Source organism: Pedobacter nyackensis (assembly GCF_900176505.1).
Lineage (GTDB): Bacteria > Bacteroidota > Bacteroidia > Sphingobacteriales > Sphingobacteriaceae > Pedobacter > Pedobacter nyackensis.
Genome location: NZ_FWYB01000006.1, coordinates 130,997 through 149,227, shown reverse-complemented (window position 1 = coordinate 149,227; position 18,231 = coordinate 130,997). Strand labels below are relative to the sequence as shown.

Annotated in this window: 13 protein-coding genes and 1 other RNA gene; 9 read left to right on the top strand and 5 right to left on the bottom strand. The window is 40.5% G+C overall.

Features of this window, described 5'->3' with window-relative positions:
* The first annotated feature begins 9 nt into the window (after nucleotides 1-9).
* From B9A18_RS12860 to hmpA, 3 genes are all read left to right on the top strand, one after another.
* Nucleotides 10-1,752 (top strand): ABC transporter ATP-binding protein, encoded by a 1,743-nt coding sequence (locus tag B9A18_RS12860; protein ID WP_084289723.1) that lies wholly within the window; start codon nucleotides 10-12, stop codon nucleotides 1,750-1,752.
* 155 nt (nucleotides 1,753-1,907) lie between these two features.
* Entirely contained in the window at nucleotides 1,908-2,345 is a 438-nt protein-coding gene (locus B9A18_RS12855) for an RrF2 family transcriptional regulator (protein WP_084289722.1), read from the top strand.
* 56 nt (nucleotides 2,346-2,401) lie between these two features.
* Nucleotides 2,402-3,613, top strand: a complete 1,212-nt coding sequence (gene hmpA / locus B9A18_RS12850) for an NO-inducible flavohemoprotein (protein WP_084289721.1) — start codon at nucleotides 2,402-2,404, stop codon at nucleotides 3,611-3,613.
* 65 nt (nucleotides 3,614-3,678) lie between these two features.
* On the opposite strand, the gene B9A18_RS12845 is transcribed toward hmpA, so the two are convergent.
* Together B9A18_RS12845 and B9A18_RS12840 are read right to left on the bottom strand one after the other, a co-directional pair.
* Complete coding sequence (locus tag B9A18_RS12845; protein ID WP_084289720.1) at nucleotides 3,679-4,122, bottom strand: GNAT family N-acetyltransferase; 444 nt, start codon at nucleotides 4,120-4,122, stop codon at nucleotides 3,679-3,681.
* Nucleotides 4,123-4,144: 22 nt separating this feature from the next.
* Nucleotides 4,145-6,817, bottom strand: a complete 2,673-nt coding sequence (locus B9A18_RS12840) for a non-ribosomal peptide synthetase (RefSeq protein WP_084289719.1) — start codon at nucleotides 6,815-6,817, stop codon at nucleotides 4,145-4,147.
* A 239-nt stretch (nucleotides 6,818-7,056) separates the two neighbouring features.
* On the opposite strand from B9A18_RS12840, the gene B9A18_RS12835 reads away from it, so the two are divergent.
* A complete protein-coding gene (locus tag B9A18_RS12835) occupies nucleotides 7,057-7,377 on the top strand; it encodes a hypothetical protein (protein ID WP_084289718.1) in 321 nt (106 codons plus the stop codon).
* On the opposite strand, the gene B9A18_RS12830 is transcribed toward B9A18_RS12835, so the two are convergent.
* On the bottom strand, nucleotides 7,358-8,461 hold the full coding sequence (locus tag B9A18_RS12830) for a class I SAM-dependent methyltransferase (protein ID WP_084289717.1): 1,104 nt from the start codon (nucleotides 8,459-8,461) through the stop codon (nucleotides 7,358-7,360). The genes B9A18_RS12835 and B9A18_RS12830 overlap by 20 nt on opposite strands.
* A 179-nt stretch (nucleotides 8,462-8,640) precedes the next feature.
* Between B9A18_RS12830 and B9A18_RS12825 the strand changes: the two genes are divergently transcribed.
* From B9A18_RS12825 to B9A18_RS12810, 4 genes are all read left to right on the top strand, one after another.
* Nucleotides 8,641-9,720, top strand: coding sequence for a universal stress protein (locus B9A18_RS12825; RefSeq protein ID WP_084289716.1), 1,080 nt, complete (start codon nucleotides 8,641-8,643; stop codon nucleotides 9,718-9,720).
* A gap of 99 nt (nucleotides 9,721-9,819) precedes the next feature.
* Nucleotides 9,820-11,118 carry a sensor histidine kinase gene (locus tag B9A18_RS12820; protein ID WP_084289715.1) on the top strand — a complete coding sequence of 433 codons (1,299 nt, stop codon included), beginning with the start codon at nucleotides 9,820-9,822 and terminating at the stop codon, nucleotides 11,116-11,118.
* Between the two features lie 84 nt (nucleotides 11,119-11,202).
* The gene (locus tag B9A18_RS12815; protein WP_235005316.1) at nucleotides 11,203-11,778 is read left to right on the top strand and encodes a PhnA domain-containing protein; all 576 of its coding nucleotides are present in this window, start codon (nucleotides 11,203-11,205) and stop codon (nucleotides 11,776-11,778) included.
* A gap of 26 nt (nucleotides 11,779-11,804) precedes the next feature.
* Nucleotides 11,805-12,335: a D-glycero-alpha-D-manno-heptose-1,7-bisphosphate 7-phosphatase gene (locus B9A18_RS12810; protein ID WP_084289713.1), complete on the top strand. Its 531-nt coding sequence runs from the start codon at nucleotides 11,805-11,807 to the stop codon at nucleotides 12,333-12,335.
* A 67-nt stretch (nucleotides 12,336-12,402) separates the two neighbouring features.
* On the opposite strand, the gene fsa is transcribed toward B9A18_RS12810, so the two are convergent.
* Nucleotides 12,403-13,062 carry a fructose-6-phosphate aldolase gene (fsa, locus tag B9A18_RS12805; protein WP_084289712.1) on the bottom strand — a complete coding sequence of 220 codons (660 nt, stop codon included), beginning with the start codon at nucleotides 13,060-13,062 and terminating at the stop codon, nucleotides 12,403-12,405.
* A 144-nt stretch (nucleotides 13,063-13,206) separates the two neighbouring features.
* Nucleotides 13,207-13,306: signal recognition particle sRNA small type (gene ffs / locus B9A18_RS12800), an RNA gene on the bottom strand.
* Between the two features lie 398 nt (nucleotides 13,307-13,704).
* Here ffs and gltB point away from each other — a divergent pair.
* A complete protein-coding gene (gene gltB / locus B9A18_RS12795) occupies nucleotides 13,705-18,213 on the top strand; it encodes a glutamate synthase large subunit (protein ID WP_084289711.1) in 4,509 nt (1,502 codons plus the stop codon).
* The last annotated feature ends 18 nt before the right edge of the window (nucleotides 18,214-18,231 follow it).

Sequence of the window (18,231 nt, the reverse complement as noted above, 5' to 3'; positions counted from 1 at the left end):
AGACCGCCTATGCATATATTATGGAAGTATCTTCGTCCACATCGATTGCTGGTTGCCTTATCGCTTATACTCGCAGCATCTGCGCAATTGCTCAGTCTACTGGATCCGATTATATTTGGGCATATCATTGATAAATACGCAACGAATAAAGATCAACTTCCGGAAAATGAACTGATACGTGGTATTGTATACTGGCTTTTGCTGGCACTTGGGATAGCCATCCTGGCCAGACTCTGTAAGGCAGCCCAGGATTATGTAACCCGTAAGACAGTTGCGCGTTTTGGTATGCATATTTTCAATGATGGATTGAAACAAACACTGAGGTTGTCGTTCCAGGAATTTGAGGACAGCAGGAGCGGCACCACCTTATCGGTGCTGCAAAAGGTAAAAACAGATACTGAGCGTTTTACCAGTGCGTTCATCAACGTGTTGTTTTCTTCTTTGGTAGGAATCGGTTTTCTGATCTGGTACAGCGTCAGCAAAAACTGGATGCTGGTACCCGTGTTCTTTGTCGGAGTGCTTTTACTGGGTTCGCTTACCGGCCTGGTCTCAAAAAAAATTAAATATATACAGCGGTCTATTAACAGACAGACGGACAGTCAGGCTGGAGTAATCACTGAGAGCCTACGGAATATAGAGTTAGTGAAAAGCCTTGGCCTGACCTTTTCGGAGATCAGGAGATTAAGCGAGCAGACCCTCAAAATATTTAACCTGGAGATGCTTAAGGCAAGAAAAGTAAGTGTGCTCTCCTTTTTACAGGGAAACTTACTCAGTCTGCTGAAACAATCCATATTATTTATCCTGTTGTGGTTGATTTTCAGGCAGGTACTTTCTACAGGAGAGTTGATTGCCATGCAGTTTATCTCAACTGCAATATTTACACCTTTGCAGGATCTGGGAAATATGATCATTCTCTACAGGGAAGCCGATGCATCTTTAAACACTTTTGACAGGCTAATGAAGCGACCTGTAGAGCAGCGTCCGGAAAATTCGGTTGAAGTAGGCGATTTGCAAAGTCTGGAGTTCCATGAGGTCGTATTTAAACATAAATCAGCCGGATACAACGCCATAGATAATTTGTCTTTCAGCATAAAATCCGGACAAACCATAGCTTTTGTCGGGCCGTCAGGGGCGGGCAAGTCTACATTGGTTAAACTACTGGTTGGTTTGTACAGGCCCGTTATGGGCGAGATTTGTTTTAATGGGATTTCCTCAACAAAGGTTAGCTATAATCCACTTAGAAGGCAGATAGGATTTGTAACACAGGATACGCAGTTATATGCAGGTACCATTAAAGATAACCTTCGCTTTGTTAAACCTACAGCTACGGATGATGAGATCAACCAGGCACTGGATAGGGCGGCAGCGTCGGGCTTAATTGCCAAAGCTTCAAATGGGATTTATACTGTCCTTGGTGAAAATGGCATGAAACTTTCAGGCGGTGAAAAGCAGCGTTTATCTATTGCCAGGGCATTGTTAAGGCAGCCCCGTTTGCTGATTTTTGATGAGGCTACTTCGGCACTGGATTCCCTGACGGAGGAGGAAATTACCAATACGATCAGGGAGATATCCGGAAGCCGAGCACAGATGACAATCCTGATCGCGCACCGCCTGTCGACCGTGATGCATGCCGATGTGATCTATGTGCTTGAAAAAGGAAAGATTTCTGAGTCTGGTTCACATGACGACTTATTGGAAGATAAAGGGTTGTATTATTCGATGTGGCGCCAGCAGATCGGGGAAAGAAGATAGTCTCTCATTAAAAGATAAAGGCTAAAATTTATGGTGAGACATAGAAAAAGCTTATAGATTGTGATAAGTTAAGGGTAGGCGATTGGCATAGATTAAAAATAAAAGATATGTTTGTCTTTTATTTTTAATCATTATGTATTAGTTTTGCATCACAAATGGGAGTTTTTTCAAAAACATGTGAATATGCAATACGCTCGGTTTTTTTTATTGCGCACCGAACTGCCTCTGGCAATAAGGTAGGGATAAAGGAAATTGCCAATGGCATTGATTCTCCTGAGCATTTTCTCGCTAAAATTTTACAGGACTTAAGTAGAAAGGGGATAGTGCTATCTGCTAAAGGTCCTAACGGTGGATTTTACCTGGATGATGTTGCTCGTAAAAGACCATTATCAGATGTAGTAGAAGCAGTTGATGGAAACAGCATTTTTACCGGATGTGGTTTAGGCCTAGCTAATTGCTCAGAGACTAACCCTTGCCCATTGCATCATGAATTTAAAGCCATTCGTAACCAATTAAAGGATTTACTGGAGCAAACAACTATTGCTGATTTTAGTGAAAGTTTGAATCTAGGCATCACGAAATTGAGAAAATAAGAAGAGTTAAAAAAATTTACAATAGTAAAGGATAAAAAGGTATTAATATATTTATTATGAACATCGAACAAAAACAATTGATTAGCGCTACGGTACCCGTATTAAAAGAGAATGGTGTATTATTGACCAAACACTTCTACAACAGAATGTTTACACACAATCCTGAACTCAAGAATATGTTTAACATGGGAAACCAGGAGAGTGGCAAGCAACAAACAGCTTTAGCTTTGGCTGTGCTGGCTTATGCAGAGAATATTGCCAATCCTGGCGTACTTATGCCTGTTGTGGATAGGATTGGACATAAACATGTGAGTTTGGACATCAGACCTGAGCATTATCAAATTGTAGGTCGCCATTTAATCGCTTCCATACAGGAAGTTTTAGGAGCAGCTGCAACTGCTGATATTATTGATGCATGGACAGTAGCCTATCAGCAACTGGCAGAACTAATGTCGGGACATGAGACAAAATTGTACCAACAAAAAGCCGCACAGCAAGACGGTTGGACTGGCTGGAGACCATTTTTTGTCGGAAAGAAAATTGAGGAGTCGGCAGAGATTACTTCTTTTTATCTGCATCCGGCTGATGGGGGAAAGGTGATGCCCCATATTCCTGGTCAATACATTAGTATCAGAGTATTTTTGCCTGAACTGAGTTTGTATCAATCGCGACAGTACAGTGTTTCCAGTACGCCAACCCATGAGTATTATCGCATCTCTGTAAAAAAGGAAAAAGGTGTAGAATTAGATACCGACGGTAAGATCAGCAATTACCTCCATGATTTTATTCTTGAGGGGAATAAAGTAGACCTTACTGCTCCGGCGGGTAACTTTACATTAGCTGCAGATTTAGATGCGCCGGTAGTATTGATTAGTGGCGGGGTAGGTTTAACGCCAATGATGAGCATGTTACAGAACCTGGTGGCTAAAGACTATAATCATCCAATTACCTGGCTACATGGTTGTCGAAACCGTAACGTACATGCATTTAAAGCCGAGTTAGATGAGATTACCAAAGCAAACCAGAATGTCACCCAACATGTCTTTTATGATCTTCCAACTGCATCTGACAAACAGGAAGGGGTGATGGAAGGATTCCTGGATATCAATAAAATAGCATCTCTACCTCAGTTTCCGGGAACAAGATATTACGTATGCGGACCTTCAGCCTTCATTCAAAAGCAATATAATGACCTCATTGCGAAAGGAATTGAAAAGGAGTCGATTCTGTTTGAAGAATTTGGTCCTGCCTTGCTTCAGCTGAATTAGATTATCGACCTTTTTGCATCGCTCTGATTATCGTTATATGATGATCAGAGCGATGTTTATTTTATTTATCCGCCCACTTGTTTAAATAGAATAACCAAAGGCTGTGCATGCATAAAATCAATATTTTCATAGAATTTCATAGCCGGCATAAATTTATGCGTCATTAAGGTGATGGTGCTTAGTCCTTGCTCTGCGGCATATTGTTCGGCATAATTGATCAGCATCTTTCCATACCCCTTCTTTTGTAAGCCGGGATCAATGAATAGCTCATCAATATAAAGTTGTTCGCCCGTCCACCAGGTCTTTGTGTGCGCAAACATCGCACCTGCAAGCACTTCGTTGTCCCAAACTATAAAGCCCTTAAATTGGCCGGATACGGTGTATTCACGTAAATACTTTAGCGCATCATCTAATTCCCAGTGGTAATTCCATGGCGCTTGATTATAGGCTTGTATATATATCTTTGCACATGGCTCAAGATCATTATCTGTTATTGGTTTGATGGTCATAAGATCAGAAATTTGATTTTATTTAGCAATTGTTTAAGGCGTCCTGTAAGCTTTTTCCAAATTCACTTACATTCGGTTGTTGTAGCATCGTAGCGTGATCTCCGGGAACATCAAAGACCTTCACACCTTTTTTAGCATATTTTTGCCAGCCCAGGTATTTAAAGTCATCAACAAAGTAGATGCGTTTTTTTGCTTTAAACAGATAAACATAATTATTGAACGGCTGCATACTATAGCTCTTGAAAGCCATATGATGTTTTTCGTTAATGACTTTGATCTGGTCATAAATCCCATCTACTTTAGGTTCCTCTGTTAGGCCAATCTTGTTGCCCAGTTGTTGAATCTTTTTTAAGAGGAGATAGTATTGATATTGAAAAGTACCTGAAGGATCTTTTAGGAATGATTTACCCACCCACAGCAGTTTAGGGAACTGTCGTCCAATCTTTTTGAGTAGGGTTATTTGCCAGGACTTGCTGTAAAGGATGTTTCCTGCATCTGTATCAAAAATCCCCAGCATTTTTACCGTTTTGCCCATTTCAGTTAGCTGCCTTTCCATTTCAATTGCAACATATCCACCAAAGGAATAACCTGCTATAGCATAAGGGCCATTCGGATTGTGCTCTAATATTTCTCTTACATAATGTCTGGCTATATCGGCCATGGTACGTATTGTCTCATCATCATCATTTAGTTCGGCAGGTTGCAAGCCAAATAATGGCTGTTCTTCATCAACATGTTTTGCCAGATCTTTAAAATTCAATACGTAAAGGCCATCACCATGCACAATGTATAAAGGCATTTTATTCCCTGTTGATTTAATTGGTACCAGAGATTTCCATTCTTTAGCACGGTCTGTTTTTTCTACAGAACCTAACAAGGATGAAATAGTTGGGTTTTTGAACAAAATTGCAGCAGGAAATTTTGTTCCGGTTTGTTTTTCAAACCGGGCCATAATCTGGAGTGCCATTAGCGAATGACCGCCCAATTCAAAGAAATTATCATTAGTGCCAACCTTTTCCATGTCAAATACTTGCTGCCAGATGGTGGTCATTATTTTCTCGCTGTCGGTTATAGGTGGGGTATAGGCATTGGCAATGTGCTCAGGAACGGGTAGGTCTAATAAAGCTTTCCTGTCAATTTTACCATTTATATTTAAAGGAAAACTTTGCATTTCTACCCATGATAAAGGAACCATATATTCCGGCAGCTTCTCTTTTAAATAATTGATAATGGCATCCTTATTAAAAGTTCCATTGGCAACCGCATAGCCTATCAATTCCTTTTTACCGTAGTGATCGTCTTTGGCTAGTACGATTGCACTTTCCAGCTGGTCGTATTGGTTAAGCATGTGCTCAATTTCTCCTAGCTCCACTCTGAAACCACGTATTTTTACCTGATTGTCTTTTCTACCGAGAAACTCCATATTCATGTCGGGTAACATTCGCCCTAGATCACCGGTACGGTACATCATCCCTCCGCAATCGCTATTGAATGGGTCGGCTATAAATGATGCTGCCGTTTTTTCAGGTTCATTGGCATAACCCCGGGCTACACCTACACCTCCGATAAATAAGTTTCCTGTATCGCCATTAGGTACTGGCTGTAGGTCATCATCAAGGATATAGAAGAAGTTATTAGTTATAGGGCGGCCATATGGAATACTTTTCCAATTGGAATCTGCATGCTTGATTACGAAATAGTTCGACCAGACTGTAGCTTCTGTGGCACCACCCAGACTGACCACATTGGCGGAAGGGAAAAAGTGTTTTATTTTATCAGGCAAATTTACCGGTATCCAGTCGCCACTTAAGAAAACCAGTCTTAAAGCATCTTGTTTATAATCCGTGTTTCCAGCGGCCAACTCCTTCACCAGATAATCTAATGTAGAAGGCACAGAATCCCAAAAAGTGATTTGATATTCCTGAAGCATATCGATCAATTGGTTGATGTCATTTACCTGGGCTTGTTCGGCAATTACCAATGTGCCACCGGTTGCTAAAATTCCAAATATATCGTAAACAGAAAGATCAAAGCACATGGAGGTGAGGAAGAGCATGCGGTCATCAGCACCAACATTAAAACGATTGTTTACCCATAAAACCAGATTTACAGCGGAGTGATGTTCGATCATTACACCTTTAGGTTGTCCGGTTGAGCCCGAAGTGTAAATGGTATAAGCCAATTGCCGGCTATCAATTTTTAAGTTAGGGTTACTGCTGTCATATTGACTGTAGTCAACTGTTTTAATGTTTATGGATTTAACTTCAGGCATCAGCGCATTAAGTGGATGCGTTGAATCGGTAATCAATAGACTTACCGCCGAGTTTGAAAGTATATACAGCTGTCTGTCAATTGGGTAATCCGGGTCAACCGGAATGTAGGCAGCGCCAGCTTTAAGAATAGCGTACATACCTATAATCATTTCAAAACTGCGGGTAACCAATAACCCTACATTATCAGCAGGCTTTATGCCGAATTCAATGAGTTGTCTGGCCAGTTGATTGGCCCGTTCATTTAGTTCTTTGTAAGTCATGGCCTCGTCGCCAAGTTGCAACGCAAGGTTACCGGGGCTTTTTACTACCTGTTCTTCAAACAGGGTATTCAGTGTCTTATCTCTTGGATAAGGCATTATGGTATCATTAAAGGCGGCTAAATCAGGCATTGATTTTGCAGTTTGTAATGGTTTATAAGGCATTAATTTAATGTTTTAATTCTTTCAATAGTTATCGGACCAGATGTTGTTTGTCGGCTAATATAAGTTAATTAATTATTAGTAGTTTGCAAAATTTAATCCTACATTACTTTGGTAATTTCTATAAAGAAAAAGTAATTTTATCACATATCATATAAAGCATATGAAATTAGGTGCGCCTGGATAATGAATTGGTAGGATAAAGTAAAAGTTAAACAGATAACCGTATATTCGCGATAATTATGGGTTACGCAAAAGAAAGAGGAAAGCTTGAGAAGCTAGTGGCAAAAGTTGCTGATATAAATACGTTCAATGAGAAGAGTTTAGCGACGCTTATTGATACGCACGAAAAGTATTCACACACAGTAAGGATTTTGAAAAACAAAGAGCCTGAAATCTTTGGTGATTTATACAAAAATGAACTGGAGGAAGTAAAGGCCGGTAAAAAATCTGTTAAGGAGAGTGATTCAGATGAAGCACGTCAGAATAATTTCACTGTCTATAAAGATGTAATGTTAAAGGCTTTAGAAAAAACCATTAACACTACAAAGGAGACTTTATAGCACAGGCCAATCCTGTTAATTTTTGTCCATTCAGGCCTTTCTGTTGAATCAATACCTTGTATTTGCTGCCCATATCCATCAAAAGGGTATGGCTAATAGCAGCGACTTTGGCAGCGGCCTGAAGGACGTTATTGTCTTTAGAGAAAAGCCGGACAAGTTGTTCTCTAAATCCCAGAGACATTAAGAAGTAATTTTGGTTGGTGATACCGCATGCGCTTAAGCCAACCTTGTTTCCCCAATGTTCCAATGCCGAAAAATTGACATGACAGGTGAGGTCCTGCTCACCAATATGCAGGTAAGGAGAATCATTTATCGAATGTTTATAATAGCATAGTAGCGAACCCTCGCTTTTGCTTGCACTGTACATGGTGGGATTTTCATAACCATAATCGATGGTGATGACATAGCCACTGTTAAGCGCCGAAGCGATTTCAGTGATCCAGGCAATGGCTTGTGTATTGACTTCTGTGCAGTATCCAAAGGGTAACACCACATTCAGTTCAGTAAAGTATTTTTTGAGTTCGGGCGGAGCAGGGCGGAGTATTTCAGTAAAACCGTGCTGATAATCAACATAAACTTCCATGAGTTCTTCCTGCATCATTACCCGGTGTACCGCGAAATTATCCAGCAGTTCATTGGACAGCACGCAACCGTTTAGTCCCTTAATTTCAAGGATGGAACTGCACCATTCCACTTTATCAGGCAAGTGCTTCGCTTCTAAATTTCGCATCTCCCGACTTTTTTCAATGATGCAGTACCGCAATTGAGCGTACATTTTTTCATTGTCTTTTAAATAGTCGAGTATTGATTTGCACAGATCTCCGGTTCCGGCACCATATTCTACTATGGTAAATTCGCCACCACCCATGATCCTCCATATTTCTTCCAGCTGTATGGCAATAGTGGCGCCAAATGCAGGTGTAAGGGTTGCGCTCGTATAAAAATCGCCCTGTCTGCCAATAATTTCATGGGCAGAAGTATAATACCCCATCTCCGGATAATACAAAGATAATTCCATGAATTCCTGAAAGGAGATAGGCCCCTTTTCATGGATTTGCTTTATGATGTAATCGGAAAGATCCACAATGATTTATAACACCAGAATCCCTATGATGTTTTATAAAACCATTGGCGCTTAGTATTTGTTGTAAGCATTAGCCGCGCTATAAATTTCATTCTCTACGTTTCGGCGATGTATTAAATTGCTAAAAAACATGTTTTGCGAACCGGGGCTTTAAAACCTCAATTAACAGTAAAAATAATATGGAAACATTTTCTGTAAAATTCAGTGCAGGTAGTATCGAATTGAATGCCATGGTAACTGCATATGACCATAATCGTCAGTTCAAAGTTGAAATGGTTACCAATGAACCCAGTCCTATTTTATTGATGCGCTCCTCCAAAGGATTGTGGTCGGTGATCCAGCGCGGTGAAAGAAATATTACAGACAAAGAGTTTATTGTATTACAAGAGGCAATAGAAGCGCAGATGTGTCAGTTTTACGGTGTAGAGTCTATGCTGGTACTTACTGATTTCTCTGAGGAAGCGCTGAATGCCTGCAAGTACGCGGTGGCATTGAGCGCGCAATTAAATACCACCAGGCTGACGTTATACCATTCTTACGAACCCATCATGATACCGCCCACAGCTTTTGCTCCGGTTACAGAAGGTTTTGTAGAGACACCAGATGAGAGCCTGGAGAAAATAACAAAAATAAAAAATGAGCTTGAGCCATTGGCGCCGGCACATACAAAAATAGACGTGAGGACTGATGAACGGTCCTTGCTTGCGGCCGTAAATATGCTGGTTCAGCAATTGCATAGCGGTCTTGTTGTGACCGGGATTACCGGCAAAAGTAAACTCGAAAGAGTCCTCATTGGAAGCAATACCCTAAATCTGGCTAGGGAGTGCCTTGCGCCCTTGCTGATTGTGCCGCCTCAGGCAGTTTATAAAAAAATAGAGACCGTGGTTTTTGCCTGCGACCTGAGGCAAGTATTAGAAACGACCCCCGTTTTTGCTATAAAAACATTTATCGATGTGCTGGGGGCAAAACTCCTCATTTTAAATGTAGATCGGAGCGGTGCCTATTTTGATACCAATACCATTCTTGAAATGTCGGATCTACATCTGTTATGGGATGATGAACGCCCGGAATATCACTATACCGACCATGAGGACACCGCAATAGGAATCATGGAATTTTCGAACGAACACCATGCTGATCTCGTTATAACTGTGCCTAAGATTTATGGCTTTTTTGAAAGTATTTTTCACCGGAGCCTCACTAAAAAACTGGCTTACCATAGCCATCTTCCCTTATTGTTGTTCAGGGAAGAGTTATAGCATGAGGATAGGTTATTTGTTGCAACATTTATTCTTTTATTTATAGTTCATTAAAAGCCTCAAATTTTTATATTGCAGAGGTATCAATTTGGATTATTAATGTTTAAAGGATTAAAGCTTAAATGGGAACGCAATTGGCAACAGTTGGTAGGAGACGCTGATCGCTTTTCTTTGGAGAGTCGGATTTTTCATGCTATTTCTATAACAACGATAATTGCTGTTGCTATACTTACCGTATACAATTTTTGCATTTCTCTCCATCAGTCGGGCTTAATTTCTTTTGCAATTCTGGTTATCCAGATTGGTTTATTTGCCCTTAGCCGATACAAGGGTAAATCAAAGCTAGCTGTTATATTATCAGTCATACAAATTAATGTTGCCATTTCCCTTGCTTACTTTTTCAATAGTGGCGTTGGGGGAAGTATATTGCTGCTCTTCGTTGTAAGCTTATACCTTATATTTTTAATTATCCCCCGTAAAAAATTAGCATTCTGGTACTTTTTTAATATCGTATTGGTATTAATTGTCCTTAGTATCGAATACATCTATCCCGATAGTGTACAGCAATTTTATTCGGGCAGGGGCGAATTGTTTTTGGATATGGGCTTTACCTATCTTGTTGTGACCATACTTATTGCAGTGGGAACAATCCAGTTGCGTAAAAGTTATCGCACACAAAAGGAGCGGGCTGAAGAGAAAGCTTTGAAGCTGGAGCTGATGAACAAGGAAAAGGATAAGCTTTTTTCAATCATTGCACATGATCTCAATAGCCCATTAAATTCATTACAGCAGTACCTTCATTTATTGAATGAGATGGAGTTGAGCACTGAGGAACGTTCTACTGCTGAACAACATCTGGCAAAGTCTTTATCAGATGCACAGTATCTTCTTGGGAATTTACTGGAATGGGCAAAAAATCAATTACACAATGTACCGATGTCGTTGATCCCAGTAAATGTGGAGCGCCAATTGTTGCCCACCTTACGCATGTTTGAGCAGATTGCAGCCAAAAAGGAAATAGAACTGGTGGTTGATATTGATAAAGACGCAAACATTCTTGCAGATAAAGATATGTTTGATCTGGTGATACGGAATTTATTAAACAACGCGGTGAAGTTTACTAAAAGTAATGGGAAGATCTGGATTAGTACCGTTTTAAGTGAGGGCGATTGTCTGATTATGATAAAAGATAACGGTATTGGGATATCCCCTGAAAGGCAAAATCAGATATTTAGTTTGAACATAGCTTCCAGTTATGGAACCTTGAATGAAAAAGGAACAGGACTTGGTCTTGTACTGTGTAAAGACTTCGTAATACAGCAAGGTGGTGAAATCATATTTACCAGTTCAGCGGAAGAGGGGACGACGTTTCAAGTTAAAATGCCAAGGGTTTTTTAGCGATCTGGTCTGGACATTGCGAGGCGGACTCCCTAAAAATAACTACCTTTGCAATCTTGATTTTAAATATAAAATAGAATAACATTGGAACAACAATTATTAGATAGAAGCGAAAACAAATGCGAATTATGTCAGTCTGCAGTACCTGTAAAATTATATGAGGTATTACCTCAAACCAGCAGGACCGAAGATAATTGCATCATGATCTGTGATAAATGTTTAGGTCAGGTTGAGAAAACAGAAGAATTGGATGTTAAACATTTGAATTGTTTAAGAACCAGTATCTGGAGTGCCGTTCCTGGCGTGCAAGTACTTACCTGGCGTTTGTTAAATCGCTTAAAAGACGAAAGCTGGGCTACAGATTGTTTGGACATGATGTACATGGACGACGAAACGCTGGCATGGGCAAAGGCAGGTGCTGAAGATGAAGATAGTGCTGTTGATGATGTTCATAAGGATTGTAACGGTGCTTTGCTTGAAGCAGGAAATTCTGTTGTATTGATCAAAACATTGGATGTAAAGGGCTCTTCATTGAGTGCTAAATTGGGAACTGTAGTGAAGAACATCCGTTTGGTTGAAGACAATACTGACCAGATTGAAGGAAAAATTGAGGGACAAACCATTGTTATCCTTACCAAATATGTTAGAAAACAAAGCTAAGGCTTAATAAAGACCATATAATCAGTATGAATAAAGCCATTTTTCTGGATCGTGACGGTGTACTTAATCACGAAATGAACGATTACATTACCAGGTTAGAAGATTTTAAAATCCTGGAATATCAGATAGCCCCTTTAAAAAAGTTATATGATGAAGGATATCTTTTAATTATCATTACCAACCAGGGTGGAATTGCACAAAACCGCTATACGGAAGATGCACTTGCCGAAATGCACCGTGCATTGAGCGCTAGTTTTGAAGCTCAGGGAGCATTAATTACTCATGCGTACTATTGTCCCCATCATCCAACTGTTTCTGAAGCCTGTGATTGCCGCAAGCCTAAATCAGGGATGCTTTTAGAAGCTATTGCGACATATAACATTGATCCCGCATTATCTGTCATGATTGGTGATAAACCACGTGACGTAGAAGCTGCAAAGGGGGCAGGGGTAAAGGGCGTGTTGATTGCTCCTGATGAGCAAATCGATTACGATTTTATCAAGCAGGTATTAGCCGAAGATAAGTTCGAAGTGTTGTCTGCAGGCATGCTTAAGTAAGAAGAAGTAATGAAAAAGCCCTTGATGATTTCATCAAGGGCTTTTTCATTACTGGTATTTTTAAATATTATTTACCTGAAGCTTTAGCATGGTCGGCTAAGAATGTAGCCAAACCGCTATCAGTTAAAGGGTGTTTTAATAATGCAGTGATTGCAGCTAATGGCGCTGTAATAACATCGGCACCTAATTTTGCACAGTTAACGATATGTAACGGTCCGCGTATAGAAGCTGCTAAGATTTCTGTAGGGTAGCCATAGTTGTCAAATATCAACCTGATGTCTTCAATTAATTGTAAACCATCAGTAGAAATATCATCTAAACGACCTAAGAAAGGAGATACATAAGATGCACCTGCTTTAGCAGCCAATAAAGCCTGACCAGCAGAGAAAATCAATGTACAGTTTGTTCTGATGCCTTTTCCAGTCAAATATTTGATTGCTTTTACACCATCTTTAATCATTGGGATTTTTACAACGATCTTTGGATCTAGCTTAGCCAAAGCTTCGCCTTCTTTAATCATTTCTTCGAAAGTCGTTGAAATCACTTCCGCACTTACATTAGCATCTACAATAGCACAGATCGCTTTGTAATGTGCTATTACATTAGCTTCACCTGTAATACCTTCTTTAGCCATCAGACTTGGATTGGTGGTTACACCATCTAAAATACCCAGGTCATGTGCTTCCTTTATCTGGTCCAGGTTAGCTGTATCGATGAAAAACTTCATATTATTTAAATTAGCAATTGGTTAACGTATTCATATATTCAAATTATTTTCGCCTAAATTAGGCAATTACATTGAGCTCTTTCAAAAAATAATAAATGAATAATAAGCGGGGTGCTGCCAGATTACTTTATAGAAAAAGTAAAAAATGGGCAAGCACCTTTTATCGCATCGCTACAACCTTCTACCCTTGCTTCGTTCCCGCCCTGGGGGAGTTCAAAGGGAGCTGATCGTAAAAGACTTGCCCACTGCAAATGTAGGAAAAGAGTTTAGTTTACAAAAACAAAATTCATAATTATTAGCGTTTTTTAGGCTGAAAACGCATAATTCGCTGATGTTAAACAGATTGTAATTGAAAAAAATGAATAATATTTCTTATTTTGAGCTAAATACCGGTTTTTATGGCAAAAAATGCCATTCTGAGCAAGTGTTGATGATATGCGATAAAGAAACGATCTAAATAACTAAAGTATCAATATCGTAATTTCAATCGTTGTATTTTGTCATATTGGTAATATAGATGCGATATATTTCAAAAGTGTTGTTTAGTTCCTAAAAATTATGCGAATATTATAATTAACGATTTTTTATTTGTATCTTAGTGTTCTAAATACACTATACCAAAACTATTATTAAACGGAACTTATGGAACTAACACAAGATAACCAGGGGTTATACGACCAGCGTTTTGAACATGATGCCTGCGGCATCGGATTTGTTGCTCATATTAAGGGCCGTAAATCGCAGCAGATCATTTCAGATGCCATAACCATTCTTGAAAATCTTGATCACCGCGGGGCAGTTGGAGCAGAAATCAATACCGGAGATGGGGCAGGCATTATGATACAGCTACCTCATGAATTCCTGTATGACGAATGTCTTAAAATCGGATTCAGCTTAAATGAATCAGGAGATTATGGCGTGGGTATGCTTTTTCTACCCAAAGATGTAAAAGCTAGAGAAGAGTGCAGAGAGATTATTTACAGGGCAGCTGAGAAGCTTAACCTTGAAGTTTTAGGCTTTAGAAAGGTGCTGACCAACACCGAAGGTATTGGCGATATGGCCTTATCTGTAGAGCCCGAAATGGAACAAGTGTTTATCGCACGCCCTTACGCGATTGCTGCAGGTGCAGATTTTGAACGTAAACTATACGTATTTAAGAACTACCTTTCTAAAACCATCAATACTACGGTAAAGGGAATTAATGGCGAATTCTATATCGCTTCCTTCTCTTCACGTACCATTGTATATAAAGGTCAGCTGACCTCATTACAGGTTAGATCTTACTTTACGGAATTGAGCGACAAACGTGTTGTGTCGGCTTTTGGATTGGTGCATTCCCGTTTTGCAACCAATACATTCCCTTCATGGCGCCTGGCGCAGCCTTTCAGGTATATTGCGCATAATGGAGAGATCAACACCCTTCAGGGTAACCTGAACTGGTTTAGAGCTAGTATTAAATCTTTAGCCTCTCCGTATTTCACACCAGAAGAATTAAATATTTTGCTTCCTGTAATTGATGAGTCGAACTCTGATTCAGGATGCTTAGATAATATAGTTGAATTATTGCTGCATTCAGGCCGCTCACTGCCGCATGTATTGATGATGTTGATACCTGAGGCCTGGGATGGTAATGAGGACATGGATGAGCTTAAACAAGCCTTCTATAAGTTCCATGCTACACTAATGGAGCCATGGGATGGACCGGCAGCAGTTTCCTTTACAGATGGCAATCTAATTGGTGCTACGCTGGATAGAAACGGCTTACGCCCGCAAAGATATGCCATTACTGAGGATGACCATGTAATTATGGCTTCTGAAGCAGGAGCATTAGCACTTGACCAGAGTAAGATCATTGAAAAAGGTAGGTTAACACCTGGTAAAATGTTCGTCGTAGACATGGAGCAGGGTAGGATCATCAGTGATGTAGAAATCAAACAACAGGTTTGCAGCAGAAGACCTTATGCGGATTGGATCAATCAGTATCAGATCAGACTGGAAGAACTTCCGGAGCCAAGATTGGTATTTAGTGGTTTATCACAGGAGTCTATATTCAGATATCAGCAAGTATTTGGTTACAGCAGGGAAGATGTCGACTTGATCTTGAAGCCGATGGCCAGAGACGCCAAAGAACCAATTGGTTCAATGGGTACTGATATTCCATTGGCTGTGCTTTCTCAGAAACCGCAACACTTATCATCATATTTTAAGCAGTTGTTTGCGCAGGTAACCAATCCGCCGATTGATCCAATCAGGGAGAAGGTTGTAATGAGTCTTGCAGGCTTTATGGGCAACAACGGTAATATCCTTGAGGAAAATGCCTTACAGTGTCACTGCGTTGGTATTAAGCATCCAATCTTAACTAACCACGAGCTTGAAAAGCTAAGAAGTATTGATACCGGAGTATTCCAATCAAAAACCCTTCAAACTTATTTCAGGGCTGATGGTAATCCAGGTGCCCTGGCAAAGGCCCTTGACAGGTTGTGCCGTTATGCTGTTGATGCAGTAGAGGATGGTTTTCAGGTGATTGTTTTATCTGACCGTGCCCTGGATTCAGAGCATGCTGCTATTCCTTCTTTATTGGCTGTTTCTACAGTACACCATCACCTGATCCGTAAAGGATACCGCGGTGCAGTAGGTATTGTGGTTGAAGCTGGTGACGTTTGGGAAGTACATCATTTTGCAACCTTAATCGGTTTTGGCGCAACAGCGGTAAATCCATACCTGGCTTTAGAAACCATTACCGGATTTCAAACTGAGCTGGCAGCTAAGCCTGAGAAATTAATCCAGAACTATATCTATGCCATTAATAATGGATTGTTAAAGATCTTCTCGAAAATGGGAATTTCTACCTTACAATCATACCATGGTGCGCAGATATTCGAGATCCTTGGTTTACATAAAAGTGTGGTAGATAATTATTTCACTGGTGCTGTATCAAGAATTGGTGGATTAGGATTGGACGAAATTGCCAAAGAAACTTTAATTAAACATAACAGGGTATTTAAGTTGGCTAACCGCCCTGACCCAATATTACCTACAGGTGGAAATTACAAATGGAAACGCAAGGGTGAACAGCATTTGTTTAACCCGCAAACCATACACTTGTTGCAAAATGCTACCCGTAAAAAGGATTATAGCACCTATAAGCAGTATTCTAAACTGGTAAATGAGCAAACCAATCAGGCGTTTACCATCAGAGGTTTATTTGAATTCAATTACAATCGTCCGGCTGTTCCATTGGAAGAAGTTGAACCGATTGAAGGGATATTAAAACGCTTTGCTACAGGAGCGATGTCATTCGGCTCTATTTCTCATGAAGCGCACTCTACCCTGGCTATCGCGATGAACCGCATTGGCGGAAAGAGCAATACCGGTGAAGGTGGTGAAGATGAATTGAGATATGAGTTATTGCCAAATGGCGACTCTATGCGTTCTGCTATTAAACAGATTGCATCTGCACGCTTTGGGGTAACCAGTTATTACCTGAGCAATGCAGATGAATTACAGATTAAAATGGCACAGGGTGCTAAACCTGGTGAAGGTGGACAGTTGCCTGGTGAGAAGGTAGACGACTGGATTGGAAAGGTTCGCCACGCTACACCGGGTGTAGGTTTGATCTCTCCGCCACCACACCATGATATTTATTCAATTGAGGATTTAGCACAGCTGATTTTCGATTTGAAAAATGCCAATCGCGCAGCAAGAATCAATGTGAAATTGGTTTCTAAAGCAGGTGTAGGTACCATCGCAGCAGGTGTTGCTAAAGCACACGCTGATGTGATCCTGGTATCGGGATTTGATGGAGGAACAGGTGCTTCACCTTTAACTTCTATCCAACACGCTGGTTTACCTTGGGAACTTGGTTTGGCTGAAGCGCATCAGACATTGGTGAAAAACCGTTTGCGTAGCAGGGTAGTACTGCAGACAGACGGACAGCTGAAAACTGGTAAGGATATCGCTATAGCAACCTTATTGGGTGCTGAAGAGTGGGGTGTTGCAACCGCAGCTCTTGTAACTTCAGGTTGTATCATGATGCGTAAGTGTCATTTAAATACTTGTCCGGTTGGTGTAGCTACACAGGATCCTAATTTAAGAAAACTGTTTACCGGCGAACCTGAACATGTAGTTAACTTATTCTATTTCTTAGCTGAAGAGTTAAGGGAAACGATGGCTGAGCTTGGTTTCAGAACTGTACAGGAAATGGTTGGACAGGCTGATGCATTAAGTGTACGCCCTGTTGAAGCTGCTGACTGGAAACTAAAAGACCTGGATCTTTCGGCGATATTGTACAAAGCACCGGATAACGGATTGAGCTTGTATCAAACTGAAGAGCAGGATCATGGATTGTCAGAAATATTAGATCACGAACTGATCAAAGCTGCACAACCTGCATTAACCAGTAAAGAGCCTATATACAAAGAGTTTGAACTGAAAAACACAAACCGCGCTGTAGGAACGATGCTTTCTAACGAGGTATCTAAAATCTATAAGAGTCAGGGTTTACCTAACGATACTATAAACTTCAAGTTTAAAGGATCTGCGGGACAAAGTTTCGGTGCTTTTGCAGCAAAAGGTATTTCATTACAGCTGGAAGGTGAAGCGAATGACTATGTAGGTAAAGGTTTATCAGGAGCAAGGTTATCTATTTATCCTTTCAGTGAGATCAAGTATGTGCCTGAGCAGAATATCATTATCGGTAATGTGGCGCTTTACGGTGCGACATCCGGAGAGTTGTTTGTCCGCGGACAGGCCGGTGAGCGTTTTGCGGTAAGGAATTCTGGTGCTACTGCGGTGGTTGAAGGATTGGGTGACCATGGTTGCGAGTATATGACCGGTGGTGAAGTGCTTGTGATTGGCGGTACGGGCAGCAACTTTGCTGCAGGTATGAGCGGTGGTGTAGCCTGGGTATATGATGCAAAAGGTGATTTTGCAAGCAAATGCAACAAGGAAATGGTAGATCTTGATCCGCTTGACGAACAAGATGAGCTAAGAATTAATGTATTGCTGAAAAGACATATCCAGCTTACAGATAGTGATTTAGCGAGGTTTATCTTAAATGATTGGACAACTCAATCTGCGCACTTTATTAAAGTATTCCCTAAAGAATACAAAGCAGTGTTGCAAAAAAGAGCTCAAAAAGTTAAAGCGTAGGATTGATCAGATCACCGA

What these genes read in the sequence shown, in the direction of transcription:
- B9A18_RS12835 (WP_084289718.1), top strand. Translation starts at nt 7,057, where the DNA reads ATGGGTTACGCAAAAGAAAGAGGAAAGCTTGAGAAGCTAGTGGCAAAA.
- gltB (WP_084289711.1), top strand. Translation starts at nt 13,705, where the DNA reads ATGGAACTAACACAAGATAACCAGGGGTTATACGACCAGCGTTTTGAA.
- fsa (WP_084289712.1), bottom strand. Translation starts at nt 13,062, where the DNA reads ATGAAGTTTTTCATCGATACAGCTAACCTGGACCAGATAAAGGAAGCA.
- B9A18_RS12825 (WP_084289716.1), top strand. Translation starts at nt 8,641, where the DNA reads ATGGAAACATTTTCTGTAAAATTCAGTGCAGGTAGTATCGAATTGAAT.
- B9A18_RS12810 (WP_084289713.1), top strand. Translation starts at nt 11,805, where the DNA reads ATGAATAAAGCCATTTTTCTGGATCGTGACGGTGTACTTAATCACGAA.
- B9A18_RS12845 (WP_084289720.1), bottom strand. Translation starts at nt 4,122, where the DNA reads ATGACCATCAAACCAATAACAGATAATGATCTTGAGCCATGTGCAAAG.
- hmpA (WP_084289721.1), top strand. Translation starts at nt 2,402, where the DNA reads ATGAACATCGAACAAAAACAATTGATTAGCGCTACGGTACCCGTATTA.
- B9A18_RS12855 (WP_084289722.1), top strand. Translation starts at nt 1,908, where the DNA reads ATGGGAGTTTTTTCAAAAACATGTGAATATGCAATACGCTCGGTTTTT.
- B9A18_RS12840 (WP_084289719.1), bottom strand. Translation starts at nt 6,817, where the DNA reads ATGCCTTATAAACCATTACAAACTGCAAAATCAATGCCTGATTTAGCC.
- B9A18_RS12820 (WP_084289715.1), top strand. Translation starts at nt 9,820, where the DNA reads ATGTTTAAAGGATTAAAGCTTAAATGGGAACGCAATTGGCAACAGTTG.
- B9A18_RS12860 (WP_084289723.1), top strand. Translation starts at nt 10, where the DNA reads ATGCATATATTATGGAAGTATCTTCGTCCACATCGATTGCTGGTTGCC.